At 47.2% G+C, this 14,189-nt stretch carries 11 protein-coding genes; 6 read left to right on the forward strand and 5 right to left on the reverse strand.

Annotated features, from left to right (window positions below; genetic code table 11):
* The first annotated feature begins 47 nt into the window (after positions 1–47).
* The 3 genes from PQG66_RS15185 to PQG66_RS15195 all read left to right on the forward strand — a co-directional run bounded on the left by PQG66_RS15185 (position 48) and on the right by PQG66_RS15195 (position 6,356).
* Entirely contained in the window at positions 48–962 is a 915-nt protein-coding gene (locus PQG66_RS15185) for a class I SAM-dependent methyltransferase (RefSeq protein WP_272038563.1), read from the forward strand.
* A 651-nt stretch (positions 963–1,613) separates the two neighbouring features.
* On the forward strand, positions 1,614–2,627 hold the full coding sequence (locus PQG66_RS15190; RefSeq protein WP_272038564.1) for a LacI family DNA-binding transcriptional regulator: 1,014 nt from the start codon (positions 1,614–1,616) through the stop codon (positions 2,625–2,627).
* A gap of 327 nt (positions 2,628–2,954) precedes the next feature.
* Positions 2,955–6,356, forward strand: a complete 3,402-nt coding sequence (locus PQG66_RS15195) for a GH36-type glycosyl hydrolase domain-containing protein (protein WP_272038565.1) — start codon at positions 2,955–2,957, stop codon at positions 6,354–6,356.
* Between the two features lie 122 nt (positions 6,357–6,478).
* On the opposite strand, the gene PQG66_RS15200 is transcribed toward PQG66_RS15195, so the two are convergent.
* Entirely contained in the window at positions 6,479–7,552 is a 1,074-nt protein-coding gene (locus PQG66_RS15200) for a MerR family transcriptional regulator (protein ID WP_272038566.1), read from the reverse strand.
* Between the two features lie 214 nt (positions 7,553–7,766).
* Here PQG66_RS15200 and PQG66_RS15205 point away from each other — a divergent pair, with 214 nt between their 5' ends.
* Positions 7,767–8,264 (forward strand): GNAT family N-acetyltransferase, encoded by a 498-nt coding sequence (locus tag PQG66_RS15205; RefSeq protein ID WP_272038568.1) that lies wholly within the window; start codon positions 7,767–7,769, stop codon positions 8,262–8,264.
* A 53-nt stretch (positions 8,265–8,317) separates the two neighbouring features.
* On the forward strand, positions 8,318–9,106 hold the full coding sequence (locus tag PQG66_RS15210; RefSeq protein ID WP_272038569.1) for an SDR family oxidoreductase: 789 nt from the start codon (positions 8,318–8,320) through the stop codon (positions 9,104–9,106).
* 184 nt (positions 9,107–9,290) lie between these two features.
* Here the strand turns inward: PQG66_RS15210 and PQG66_RS15215 are convergent, their stop codons facing one another.
* Positions 9,291–9,839 carry a GNAT family N-acetyltransferase gene (locus PQG66_RS15215; RefSeq protein ID WP_272038570.1) on the reverse strand — a complete coding sequence of 183 codons (549 nt, stop codon included), beginning with the start codon at positions 9,837–9,839 and terminating at the stop codon, positions 9,291–9,293.
* A gap of 34 nt (positions 9,840–9,873) precedes the next feature.
* Positions 9,874–10,131, reverse strand: coding sequence for a DUF2164 domain-containing protein (locus PQG66_RS15220; protein ID WP_272038571.1), 258 nt, complete (start codon positions 10,129–10,131; stop codon positions 9,874–9,876).
* 275 nt (positions 10,132–10,406) lie between these two features.
* Between PQG66_RS15220 and PQG66_RS15225 the strand changes: the two genes are divergently transcribed.
* A complete protein-coding gene (locus PQG66_RS15225) occupies positions 10,407–12,179 on the forward strand; it encodes a glutamine--tRNA ligase/YqeY domain fusion protein (RefSeq protein WP_272038572.1) in 1,773 nt (590 codons plus the stop codon).
* Positions 12,180–12,374: 195 nt separating this feature from the next.
* Here the strand turns inward: PQG66_RS15225 and PQG66_RS15230 are convergent, their stop codons facing one another.
* Positions 12,375–12,764, reverse strand: coding sequence for a peptidase M56 BlaR1 (locus tag PQG66_RS15230; RefSeq protein WP_272038573.1), 390 nt, complete (start codon positions 12,762–12,764; stop codon positions 12,375–12,377).
* A 104-nt stretch (positions 12,765–12,868) separates the two neighbouring features.
* The gene (locus tag PQG66_RS15235) at positions 12,869–14,080 is read right to left on the reverse strand and encodes an MFS transporter (RefSeq protein ID WP_272038574.1); all 1,212 of its coding nucleotides are present in this window, start codon (positions 14,078–14,080) and stop codon (positions 12,869–12,871) included.
* Between the last annotated feature and the right edge of the window lie 109 nt (positions 14,081–14,189).

Here is a 14,189-nt window from a genome sequence, read left to right on the forward strand (position 1 = left end):
CCTGGCCAGGGGGACCTTATTTTGTTTTATACGGGAGGAAACATAGGATGAGCCAGAAAGAGTCCAGCATCACATCTCTGATTTCAGCATTTGCCCGAGCCTATCATGTGGAACATGATAAACCACTCATTTTTAATGATGTTGTAGCCAGGAAGCTAATCACCGCGCAAGAGTTTGCAGATATTGGAGCGAACATGGCTCAAGGCATACATTTCTTCCACCCGGATGCCGATCGTCAGTTCGGCGGAGACCCGGAGCAGATTTTAAAATGGATCACTCAGGTCCAGTTGTCCCCGATAACACTGGCTCGTTCTGCGTATAGTGAGCAGGTGATACTGCAGGAAGCGGTATTGGGAGTGAAGCAAGTGATTATTCTTGGCGCAGGCATGGATACGTTTGCGATTAGACATCCGGAACTGGAGCACACACTGGACATCATTGAGGTGGATCTTCCACCCGCACAAAAGCTCAAGAAGGAACGCTTGCAACAGGCAGAGCTGGTGATTCCGCGTAATCTTCATTTTGTTCCTATGGATTTTACCTATGAAGTTATTCATACAGATTTTAAGAGTGAAGTCTGGAAGAATGTGAAAACCTTGTTTACATTGCTTGGTGTTTCGTATTATCTGTCCAAAGACGACCTGTTCCGGTTGATCCATAACGCCTTTTCAGACCTTCCCGCTGGAAGCTCAATCGTATTTGACTATGCGGATGAGTACCTCTATGAGGAGAAGGGCTACTATAATCGGGTTGAAAACATGGTCAAGATGGCTGCAATGGGCGGTGAACCGATGACATCCTGTTTTACGTATGCGGAACTGGAACAGCTGCTAGAGCAAGCAGGGCTTCTCATCTATGAGCATCTCACACCAGAAGATGTACAAGCGCGTTATTTTAGTCAACGAACAGATAATTTGTCCGCCTTCGAAACCATACATTTGATTCATGCTGTGAAAAAGTAAAGCTGATTCATTACAAGCTATAATCATTTCCACCATTAGGCTTGCTTTATAAGGAGCGTTGCTTTTAATCTTAAATCAGAAGGCTTAGTAGAAGCCAAGGTTGAGAGTTCTCCTATATAGCAAGCCATCTCCTCTCGTGTAACATCTAAGTTGTAAGTTGTAAGTTAATGTTTTGCTAATAAGTCTACTGCTTCGAAAGTAAAGTTGGAAACGTATTGAATATGTTGTTGTTTTCTGTCAAAATCAAATAAAATGGTTGAAATCGCTATCACTAGCGACTATAATGATAATGTCGAAACGTTTCAATCTGTTACGTAGAGCAGAGTTGTCAACATTTATCTGTATATGATAAGTCTAATTTGATCATGAATAAGCAGATGATGACTACAGTTTTGTTTGTACACTGGCAGAGAGATAGGAAGATTGAGCGTGGATTATTTTTTTGGAAACACCTCGAAACGTTTCGATTATTAAGATGAAAACAGCTCAGCATTAAGCAAAGAGTTCATAATAAGAGAAGAACCAAAGCATAATTTAGAAGTAATCTGAACACCACAAAATATATGCAATACAAATGAACCGTAACTATAATGGACACAGAATAGGACGAAGTAGTAACGGATGAGATAAGCAAGAAGGAGCGAATGAGGAATGGCAACGATCAAGGATGTGGCTAAGCTGGCGGGTGTGGCGCTCTCCACTGCCTCCTATGCACTGAACGGTGACAGCAAGGTTAGTGCCAAAACGAAAGCGAAGGTGCTTGAGGCAGCACGGGAACTGAATTACCGTAAAAACGGCTTTGCCATGGATCTGAAACGAAGCCGGACAAATACCATTGCACTGATTCTGACGGATTTGTCGGGACCCTATTATTCGGAACTCATTCGCAGTGTGCAGGATGTGGCGCTGGCGAACGGATATGATCTGATTGCATGCAGTTCGATGGGTGGGGGAGATTCCACGGCTGTTCGTTTTTTACGTGAAAAAAGAGTAGACGGAGCCATTGTATTGGCCCAGAACATTCATGATGACATTCTAGTGGAATCAGCCGGATCACGCTTCCCGATTATTGTTATGGACCGGCCGCTTACGGGTGACCATCTGGTTAACGTTCTGGTCGATGGCGAGCAAGGAGGATATCTGGCAACCCGTCGTTTGATCAAAAGCGGTCATGAGGACATTGCTTATATCAGTGGACCTTCCAATTCATATGACAATGCGCTACGTTACCAGGGATTTCTGCGTGCGATGAGGGAAGCAGGGCTTGCAGAGAAGTCCAAGTGGCGTCTGAACGGCAATTTTGTGCGTGAAGGCGGCTTCAGTGCAACCAAGATGATGATCATGCAGGGAGAGCTTCCATCTGCTGTGTTTTATGGGAATGACGAGATGGCTCTTGGCGGCCTGAAGGCATTTGAAGAGAGCAATATCTCGGTGCCGGGAGACATTTCCGTTATCGGCTTCGATGATATTCAGCTATCGGAATATGTCACTCCGCCGCTTACCACGATTCGCCAACCAAAGCATGAAGCCGGATCACTCGCTGCCCATCTACTATTCCAGATGTTGAACGGAGAAACGGTTAATCCTGCCTATACGTTAACCATTGATCTGGTGGAGCGCGGTTCTGTAGGTTCTCCGCGAAGTATCTCAGGAAATAATGGTTAGTTTGGTTACTGAGAAGTCACAGGTATGCCGCGTTTAAGTGGACAACACACATAGAGCGGTCGATGTACGAGGATGTCGGATGTACAGGTACACCACAACATGAGGACAATGGATGTGACTAGGAATTTTCATATGCATCAAGACCGGGCTAGTGTGAATACATAAAGGTTAAGCGCGGTCTGCATGTGAATAGGATTTGTTATGTACACAAGGGTTATCGTTGGAGCAGGTTCGAAAAGAACCGTTCAAAAGGAGCCTTATTCTTTTACAACAAAATCGAAACGTTTCGAATTTAGGTAATAAACTAAATTAAGGAGTGATTGTGAGATGGCAACAATTTTGAATGAAACGATTCGCTTGGCAGCCGGAGAAGTCACATTTACCTTTTTGAGCAGTGGAGACTTGGCTCAGGCAACTTCCGGTACAACCATGCTGAACCAACTGATTAGCAATCCGGTTGATGGGTCGATGAACAATCTGTATCTGCGCGTACATGAGAATGGAGAGATTCATTCGTTCCCGATGCTCGGCGTACATTCCAACAGTCAAGTATCAAAGAGCAGATTTCATGGGGACCGTCAACTGATCTGGAAAGGTAGCGTTCAGCCTAAACAAGCCGGAGAAGCGATTAACTATCAGGTGGTATTTACGCTTGCGCCGCAAGGGATCTGGTTCTGGGATGTGAAGATTACCGGACAACAACAGCGTATTGATGTCGTGTATGGACAAGATGTAGGATTGGCCGATCCGGGAGCTGTTCGCAGCAATGAAGCCTATCTGTCACAATACATTGACCACACCGTATTTGAAGATGATGCGAAGGGATATGTCGTATGCTCGCGTCAGAATCAGCCACAAAGCGGAGCATTCCCTTACATGCAGCAAGGTTCCTTGACCAAAGCGGTCGGTTATTCCACAGATGGATTCCAGTTCTTCGGACTGTCTTATAAAGAAACGAATCAACCCGAAAGTCTGAGCCGCCCGTCACTAGCCAATGAGATTTATCAGTACGAGTTTGCTTATACTGCACTGCAATCCAAGCTTATGGAGCTGAACGGTGAAGCAAAGGTTGTCTTCTACGGCTTGGCGAAGGCTAACCATGCATCGGATATTACAGCACTGGAGTTCGGGGATGAAGTTGCAACAGCGTGGAACGACGTTCAGGCCATGGTAGCCGAAGAGGGGGATGTTCTTGATCAGGTGAAGCTTTCCTCGTCTTTAGGTGAGCCACTGGCAGCCCTTGATCTGACACAAGAAGAGATTAACGAGCTGTACCCTGATCGTCATCAGGAAGAACGTAGTGGGGATCAATTGTTGTCTTTCTTTACCGAATCTTACGAGCATATTGTCTTAAAAGCTAAAGAACTGTTGGTAGAACGCCCACACGGTCACATCCTGATGAGCGGCGGTAATGTGAAACTTGGAGCACAGGTAATTACAACCACATCGTATATGTATGGGATGTTCAACTCACAGCTTGTGATCGGCAACACCAATTTTAATAAAATGATCAGTAATGCCCGCAATGCTTTGAACGTGCCGAAGACGGCCGGACAACGCATCTATGTAGAGATCGATGGACAATATCGTCTGCTGACGATGCCGTCTCTGTTTGAGATTGGTTTTAACTATGCTCGCTGGATTTACAAAATGGAGTCCGATACGCTTATCGTGACCAACTATACTACGACGCATGCTACAGAAGTGCGCATGAACGTGCGCTCTACAAGTGGAAAGGCCTACCGTTATCTTGTGACGAACCAGATTACGATGAACGTGAACGAATACGAACATCCGATGCACATGGCACAGGAAGGCAACACACTGATCTTCAAGGCAGACCCGCAATCCCTGAGTGCAGGAACGTATCCAGAGCTGGAGTATCGATTGACCGTTGAAGGAGCCTCTGTACAAGCCGGGGACGAGACGTTACTTGCCAGCGGTGTTCGCAGTGGCTCTGCTTCGCTCGTCACGCTTCGTCTGGAAGAGAGTGCGGAATGGACACTGAAGGTACAAGGTGTACTGGAAGAGAATGCATCTGCCGATGCAGGTGCTGACGCAGCAATTTCAACTCTTTCTTTTGAAGAAGAAGTGCAGGCATACCGTGAGTTCTTTGCAGGTGTTATGAATGGATTCCGATTGTCTCGTGGCAAAAGCCAGGGTGCGGAAGATTTGTTCAAAGTCAACGCACTTGCTTGGTGGTACACCCACAATATGCTGGTTCACTACTCTGTACCTCACGGTCTGGAGCAATACGGCGGCGCAGCATGGGGTACACGTGATGTGTGCCAGGGCCCGGTGGAGTACTTCATGGCCACTCAGAAATATGAGCAAGTTCGCGATATTATCAAAATGGTCTACACGCACCAATACGAAGATGATGGTAACTGGCCGCAATGGTTTATGTTTGACAAATACTTTGCCATTCAGCAAGAAGAGAGCCATGGGGATATCATCGTATGGCCGCTGAAAGTGCTGGCAGATTACCTGACGGCTACGCGCGATTATGCCATCTTGGGTGAAAAAGTGCCTTACACGGTTAAACATAGCTTTGGATTCACAGAAGAGACTGCAACGGTATTGCATCACGCCAAAAAACAGATCGAATATATCCGTGCACATTTCTTGCACGATACGTTCCTGTCCTCCTACGGAGATGGCGACTGGGATGATACCCTCCAGCCAGCCAATGCACAGCTCAAGCAATACATGGTGAGCAGCTGGACAGTAGCACTGACGTATCAGTCCATGAACGTGCTGTCACAAGCTTTGAAAGCCAAAGACGAAGCGTTTGCACAGGAGCTTACCGAACTGGCACAGGGCATCCGTGAGGACTTCATCCGTTATATGCTTAGCACAGACGTCATTCCAGGCTTTGTGTACATGGAAGAGGCAGACCAGGCGAAGCTGATGCTGCACCCAACAGACACGGAGACAGGTATCCAATACCGCCTGCTACCAATGACACGCAGCATGATTGGTGAATTGCTCAATGCGGAACAAGCGGAGTCACATTATGCGCTCATTCGTGAGCAATTCCTGTGCCCGGATGGGGTTCGTCTGATGAACCGTCCAGCGCAATATGCAGGTGGAGTGAGCACACATTTCAAACGTGCAGAGCAAGCGTCTAACTTCGGACGTGAGATCGGTTTGCAATACGTGCATGCTCACATTCGTTACGTGGAAGCGATGGCGAAGCTTGGTAAGACGGATCAGGTGTGGAACGGTCTGGCGATGATCAACCCGGTTGGCATCCGCGAGGTTGTGCCTAACGCAGAGATTCGTCAAGCGAATGCATACTTCAGCAGTTCGGACGGGAAGTTTAACACGCGTTACGAGGCTCAAGAGCATTTTGACCAGCTCCGTAAAGGTACGGTACAGGTGAAAGGCGGATGGAGAATCTACTCCAGCGGCCCTGGGATCTACATGAATCAGCTAATCTCGAATGCTTTGGGTATTCGTCAGGAAGGCGGTAATCTGGTGATTGACCCGGTATTGCCAGCTGATCTGGACGGAATGCAGTTTGAATTCGAATATGCAGGAGAGCCGGTGACGTTTATCTACCACCTGAGCGAGGGGGTTGTCAGCCGGGTAAGGGTGAATGGCAGAGAGGTTCAAGGCGAGCGTACAGCGAACCGCTATCGCCAAGGTGGGATAAGCATTTCACTGGATGCATTTAAGCAGGCTAGCGGTGCGTCAGACCGCACAATTGTAGATATTTATATGTGAGTTCATCCATTGCTGTACGCAGCAATGGGCCAAGCCTAAAGGGCTAACCTTCTTTCGCAGGGTTGGCCCTTTTGTATAACTTTTTGTATAACCGATAGTTACGATGTGGGCTGTTGCGTAGACTATCGCACCGGAAACGCTAATACGGTGTGCAGTAATTCATTATGCCGTATGTACTTCGTCTCGTAGCCTAGGTGACTCAGCCAGCGGCACAGTTCGCTAAGCAATGAGAAATGGCGCTCGCGCAATGCTCGCTGCTGTTCTGCATCTCCAGCTGTGGCAGCGTGACTGCTATATGCGACACGGTGGTCAGAATCGGTGAACATGAGATCAGTGAGACAGATTCTGCTCGTTGAAGTAGTTTTGAGCACACGTTGTATCTCTTCCAAAGCAAGGTATTGCTGATCTGGACCAAGATGATGAAAGGCAAAACTGGATACCACGAAGTCAAAGGACTGGTCGGCAAAAGGTAGCGCCAGAAAATTACCGAGCTTCACCTGCATCTGCGGATATTTCTTACGGCAATTACGTAACATTTCACGCGACTGATCGATTCCGGTCATGATTGCACCTTTGTCCAGCATTTTGCCAGCCAGATTGCCTGTTCCGGTCCCGATATCCAAGCCCACCTCACCAATTACAGGAGAAATCCACTGCGCAGTCTGTTCCAAAGCTTCGTCATAATTATGGTACAGATTGAAAGGTTTGTCCGCTGTATTCCCTTCCGCTTGCACACGCTGGTCATGGATTGCCGCCTGTCTGTCATAATTCCAGCGGTCATGCCAGTTCTGCCGAGCTTCACGCAGACGGCGTGCGCTACCTGCCAGATCGTGAAGATAGCTGACATCAAGTGCTCCATCCTGGCGGTTCAGATCGATCATGCGCTGGGTTGTATCCATCATGCGTTTCAGTTCGACCCACTGGGCATACATTACTGCTTGCTGTAGCTCTAGATATTCCTCTAGTCCCTGCTGGTTACCCTGATCAATCTCAGCGAGCGCATGGGTAATATCCTGTAATGACATGCCAATTTCACGCAGTGCTGCGATCGTCTGCAAGCGCCATATATCATTTTCTGTATAGACACGATATCCGTTGCCAGACTGCTTGGCAGGCCGAATTAATCCTTTTTCCTCATAAAAGCGAATGGCTCTGGCCGATATTCCCAGACGGGATGCGGCTTCTTTGATATTCAATCCGGTGCACCTCCGTACCTTATAGAACCGTTTTAAGACATGATGATAATGCAATCAGTATAAACCATGACGTAACGACAAGGTGAAGTGGTTTTTTTGCTGTTCGCAATGATCGAGTTTCGCAGTTTAGTGGAATCGAAGCAGAATTTTAGTCCACGTGATGGCTATGCTACAATACATAGAAAGAATGAGGTACACGAAAGGTTGAATTGGCATGCTTACCAGTCATACGTATCAGATCCGTCCTTCCGAGATGAGGGATGCAGACCAACTGATGGAGCTAGATATGCTGGTCTGGAATGCATCCACCTCGCCCGCACCGATGCAATGGCGATCCAGACAGCAGTATCTGCAATATTGCCCACCAGGTAGTCAATTGATTGCTGTACAGCAGGAACGGGTATGCGGATACGTCGGCTTTCATCCCCCCACAGGGATGCCTGTGAACCGCCATGTATACGAGATTCATATCGCTGTACACCCTGAATTTCGCCGATCTGGTGTGGCAACGGCTCTAATGAAAGCCATGAAGACATATGCGAAGGAACAGGCCATCCGCAAACTCAGATTGCGTGTGCTATCAAGCAATCCGGGAGCGGTTGCTTTCTATGAACAATGCGGATTTATAACCGAAGGCAGGCTTGTATCCGAATTTCGAATTCATGGCCGAGATGTAGATGATATTTTGATGGCTTATTTTGTTGAGGCATAGGCAGTGAGATCGTAGTTGTGAGGCAACCATAACTTGGCTAAGGAGGAATAACGATGGACATGGGGATTCGTGGTAAAAAAGCACTGGTGCTGGCCTCCAGCAGAGGCCTGGGCAAAGCGGTCGCGGCACAGCTGGCACTGGAAGGTGCGGATGTGATGCTGGCGAGCCGTAGCGGAGACAAACTGGCTCTAGTCCAAGAGGAGTTATTGGCGCTTGGCGGCGGTGGACATGTGGAATATTGTGCAACCGATGTAACCCGGAAGGAGGATATTACAGCACTCATTGAGAAGACGGTCGAGCATTTCGGTCACATTGATATTCTGGTCAACAATTCAGGCGGCCCTCCTGCGGGTACATTCGAGTCACTGTCAGATGAGGACTGGGAGCATGCTTTTGAACTGAATATGCTCAGTTATGTCAGATTAATTCGGGGTGTACTTCCATATATGAAGACAAGCGGTGGTCATATCGTCAACATTGCTTCTACCTCGGTGAAACAACCAATCCCGGGCCTGATTCTGTCCAATACATTCCGTACGGGAGTATTTGGGCTGGCAAAAACATTATCTCAGGAACTAGCTCCTTACGGCATCCTGATCAACACTGTAGCCCCTGGGCGTATAGCTACAGACCGGATTCGTGAGCTGGATACGGCACGGGCAGAACAAAATGGGGTCAGTGAGGAAGAGATTGCCGAACAGTTCCGCAAAGAGATTCCACTGGGACGTTACGGTGAGCCGGAGGAATTTGCCAAAGCTGTCGTATTCCTGTTATCCGGAGCTAATTCCTATATTACCGGAACCTCATTGATTGTGGATGGCGGCATGGTTCGTGCACTGTAGCGATCTCTTAAAAAGAATAAGCCGCCACCCCCTCATCTGCGGCACCTATTGTCACAGAAGAGGGGGTAGCGGGTGAAAAGCTATAATAGCGAGTTATGAGTGATGAGTGATACGTTATGATGTACATTCATCCAATCATGAATTGAACGATAGATTCCTTTGTATAACCATTATGTAACACGTTTTATCGCAGAAGTTCCCATTCGTGCTGTAACATGCCGTATACCGCATGATTGACGTATCCTTTAGGCAACTTCTCCGCCTGACGAATAACCCCTTCAAGCACGAAGCCCAGACGTTCTGGAATCGCGCGGCTTCTCTTGTTGTTGGTCGCGCAGCGAATCTCGACCCGATTCAGGTCCAGTGTTACGAGCGCGTAATCCACGAAGACACGGCAGGCACTGGTCATCAGGCCTTGTCCTTCAAATCCTTTGCCAAGCCAATATCCAATGCTCACCGAGCGGCTCGTCCAGTTAATCTCGTGGAAACCGATAATGCCTGCGAGTTCTCCTTTTAACCAGATACCTGCAGTGAATCCACCGTTCTCGGCCGCTTGTTTTAAAGCGTTTGTAATATAGTTCGATGTATGTTCAATCTCTGTCACATGGTCCACCCAAGGAAGCCAATGTCTCAGTTGATCCCGGGAACGATCGGTTAGTTCAAACAGCGGTTTGGTATGCTCCATCAGAAGCGGGCGAAGCTCCGTATATTCATCCAATGAATAGGTAAACATGATTGCAACCTTCTTTCTTTATATAATAGGTAGATTAGCGGGGAGGCCGGGGCAATTTGCGCTCCAATGCAAACAGATCTTCTTCCATGGAGGCCATGCGCTGGTTTACCGTTGTGCGTGCGTCGCTGAGTGCCTGATTATATATGTAGGGAGCAAGTTGTGTCATAAACAGATCAAGGACACCCCATGCTGCCAGATCGCCCATTTCTTCATCGCGTTCTTCTTCGAAATACGACTGGATCGTGCGAATGGCTTCATCCTGCTGTTCTTTGGTCAGTTTTAGCGCGTTCACTTGGGAAACCCTCCCTTAAATTTTGTTTTACTAACATGCTACATGATTCGTGCGAACTCGTCAAAATGGTATTAGACCTAACTTGTGCGGATGCAGTTATGCGTCTGATCCTGATTTTGGTGCTGTTATTTATTGAACTCCTCCCCCGTTAAAGGTATATTTAAATGAAACGCGTACGAAACTTTCCATGAAAGAAGATATTTTCAGGAAATGACTTCGTAACTAAGGAATTCTAGCGAGCATTGTTCTGGTTTTTTGCAAGCTCCAATCCATTCATGAAAGGTTTGATACCTGTGGACAAACGATTCACAACCCCACCTAACTTTATTAAAAATATCATTACCGAAGACCTCCGGTCGGGCAAAGTCCAGGAAGTTATTACCCGTTTTCCACCGGAACCGAACGGTTATTTGCATATTGGTCATGCGAAGGCCATCTGGATCAACTTCACGCTGGGCGGCGAGTTTGGGGGCAAGACCAATCTACGCTTTGATGACACCAACCCGGTGAAGGAAGATGTAGAATACGTCAATTCCATCCAGGAAGACGTGAAATGGCTAGGATACGAGTGGAACGAGAAACGTTTTGCCTCGGATTATTTCGATGAGATGTACGACCGTGCGGTCCTGCTTATTCAAAAAGGTAAAGCCTACGTCGACGATCAAAGCGCCGACGAAATTCGACAAATGCGTGGAACGCTGACCGAGCCGGGCAAAAATAGCCCGTACCGCGAGCGTTCGGTGGAAGAGAATCTCGACCTGTTCACACGGATGCGTGCTGGCGAATTCAAGAACGGTGAAAAGGTGCTGCGTGCGAAGATCGATATGGCTTCGCCTAACATCAACCTGCGTGATCCAGTTATTTACCGTATCTCCCATGCGCATCACCATAACACCGGTGACAAATGGTGCATCTATCCGATGTATGCTTTTGCACACCCGCTCGAAGATGCCATTGAAGGCATAACACACTCCCTATGTTCCCTGGAGTTCGAAGATCAACGTCCATTCTATGATTGGGTGGTTGCTGAGTGTGAGATGGAGAGCCAGCCGCGTCAATATGAATTCGGACGTCTGAATCTGTCTCAGATGGTCACAAGCAAACGCAAGCTGAAGCTGCTTGTGGACGAAGGCCATGTGGATGGCTGGGATGATCCGCGTATGCCAACGATCTCAGGTCTGCGTCGTCGGGGTTACACTCCGGAAGCGATTCGTGATTTTGTATACGAGACGGGTATTTCCAAAAGCCAAGGCGTGATCGATCTGCAAACGCTGGAGCACTTTGTTCGTGAAGATCTGAAACTGAAAGCTCCGCGCACCATGGCTGTGTTGCACCCGCTCAAAGTAGTTATTACTAACTATCCTGAGGGACAAGTAGAGTGGTTGGAAGCAGAGAATAACGTAGAAAATCCGGAGATGGGCAACCGTCAGATTCCGTTCTCTCGTGAGATTTATATTGAGCAAGATGACTTTATGGAAAATCCGCCGAACAAATACTTCCGTTTGTTCCCGGGTAACGAAGTTCGTCTGAAACATGCTTACTTCATTAAATGTAATGATGTCATCAAAGATGCGGAAGGTAACGTCGTTGAGATTCATTGCACATATGATGTGGAGACGAAGAGTGGCAGCGGCTTTACGGGACGTAAAGTGAAAGGCACGATCCACTGGGTAGAGGCGACTCAAGCCGTGCCCGCGGAGTTTCGTCTGTATGAGCCGTTGATTTCGGCAGAAGCACCGGAAGCTGAAGCGGAGGTCGAAGTGGAAGCTGCTGTAGCCGGAGCCGAGATTGAGGCAGATCTTACTGGTACTGGAGCAGAGACCGTGGAGCAACCGGAGAAAACGTTCCTGGATCAGCTGAACCCGAACTCTCTGGAGATCGTTCACGGCTATGTAGAGCAAGAGATGAAAGAAGCGAAACCACAGGATAAGTTCCAATTTTTCCGCCATGGTTACTTCAGTGTTGATCCAAAGCACTCCGAGCCAGGCCGCCCGGTATTTAACCGTGTCGTATCTCTGAAAAGCTCGTTCCAATTGCCGAAGGCATAAGGATTTTATATTCTAGCTTATATTCTTGATTGAACTAAATGATACCCTATAGAGCAGACACGTTAAAAAGTCTATCTATAGGGTATTTATAATTTACATTTTCACAAGACTATAGCTGTAATAGCTACCTTCGAATCATATGCCCTTGCTATCAAGTTCATCTATTGTGTGAATTCCCTACGATGTATGTTTTAATTAATGGTTAGTAGTTATTTTAAACTGACCAACGATCGTTTTTCCGTCTTTTTCATAAAGTGGTATCACTCGATTGACATTCACTTGTTCTAACTGTTGTTTAACCGCCTCTTCAGGTGTTGTTGGCTCTTTACCGATAAGGTCTGATGAAAGTACATAACCAGCTTTACCATCAGTTCCTTCAGCCAAGATCAGATCAGGTACAACTAGTGGATCGAAAGATTTCCCATAAGTTTGGCCAGATTCATTAACTGGATATGACTTCAAAGCTTTTTGGTCTGCTTGAGGTTCCAATGAGTCATTGGATTTATCTCCAAAAGCTGATGTAAAGATAATAAGAATTGTTGCTGCTAAAGTAAGTGTAGCAACAAGAAGTCGTTTTAAGTTCAATCTGCCTCGCTCCTTTCTGCTACAGAACGTTACGATTCGCAAAAAAAGTAAGTTGATCTGCCAGTGAGGTGTCGATCGTACTACAATGCCCCGGCATCCTAAGATTAACTGTCCTCATCCATACTACCCATCTCTGTCAACACCGTGGGTTGGTATCCATTACGTCGGTTCCACAGCCACATGATAGTGAAGCCAGCAGCTCCCAGGAGGGAGAAGAATACACCGATATTGTACATAACCTCTGCACCGAAGCTCTGGAACAGCCAACCCCCAAACAGTCCGGCAATGACACCAGAAAGACCTCCCCAAGCCATCGTATATACAGCTTGACCGGAGGAACGATAAGGCCGCGGAATACATAGCATCGTTAGCTGGGTACCCACATAGAAGTAGCCGCCAAAGGTGACCGAGTGCATAAGCTGAATGAAGACAACCTCCATCGGGTTGTTAGCCAGAGCCATGAGCTGCCAGCGAAGAGCAAACATCAGACTAATCACGATCAGAGAACTAAGTAGCATGCTCATTTTGCGTTTCAGAAGCCGATCCAATAACAGAAACACGCCCACTTCAAGAATAGACGATGTGAAGATGGCCCAGCCAACGATCTGTTTGTCACCGCCCATCTCTACAATATAGAGGGACATGAATGTACTGTTCATCGCATTCGGGACGGAGACTAGCACGCCCAGACCGATAAAAATCATAAAATACGGATTGAACATCACTCTGCCGAACCGTCGGAACGTTACAATCGGGGTATCGGAAGCAATGGGTTGTTTCGGCAGGAATACAGAAAATATAAAAGCGATAGCAATCATACATGCAAAGATAATCGACACACTGCTCACGCCAAAACGGTCAATGACCGGGCCGGCAGCGACTGCAGTTATGGCCCAGCCGAGCGATCCCCAGAGCCGAAAAGTACCGAACTTCTGTTTCGTTCCATCAATGTATCCAAGGATTAGACTATTCGTCTGAGCAAATAATGGACTCTGAAAAAAATAAAAGAAAATCATAGCAACATATATCCACGCATATGAGGGCGCGTAAAATACACCTTGTGCTAGCACAAAGGTGCCTCCCATCATCATCATCAGCACAATGCGAATATTGCGTGACTTATCACTCCAGAAACCCCAGAATGGATTGGCAAACAGGGATACAAAAGGACCAATCGCCATCAGGCTGCCAATCTCCAGCTTGGTCATACCAATCTCTTGAAGATAGAGCTGTAGGAACCCGGCGAAGATCGATATGGCTCCGTAGATGAAAAAGTTATATAGTTTCAGAGAGGTTAGCGAGGAGGTGCCTCTCACTGTTGCGGATCTGTCCAATTAAGCCATTCCCTTCTGAATCGAATCCTATTGTTCAATGTATCATTTGTTGAAAGGGGATTCAATGTATAGAATATATATGAATTAACAA

Origin of the sequence: Paenibacillus sp. JJ-100 (genome assembly GCF_948329825.1) — a bacterium.
GTDB lineage: Bacteria > Bacillota > Bacilli > Paenibacillales > Paenibacillaceae > Paenibacillus.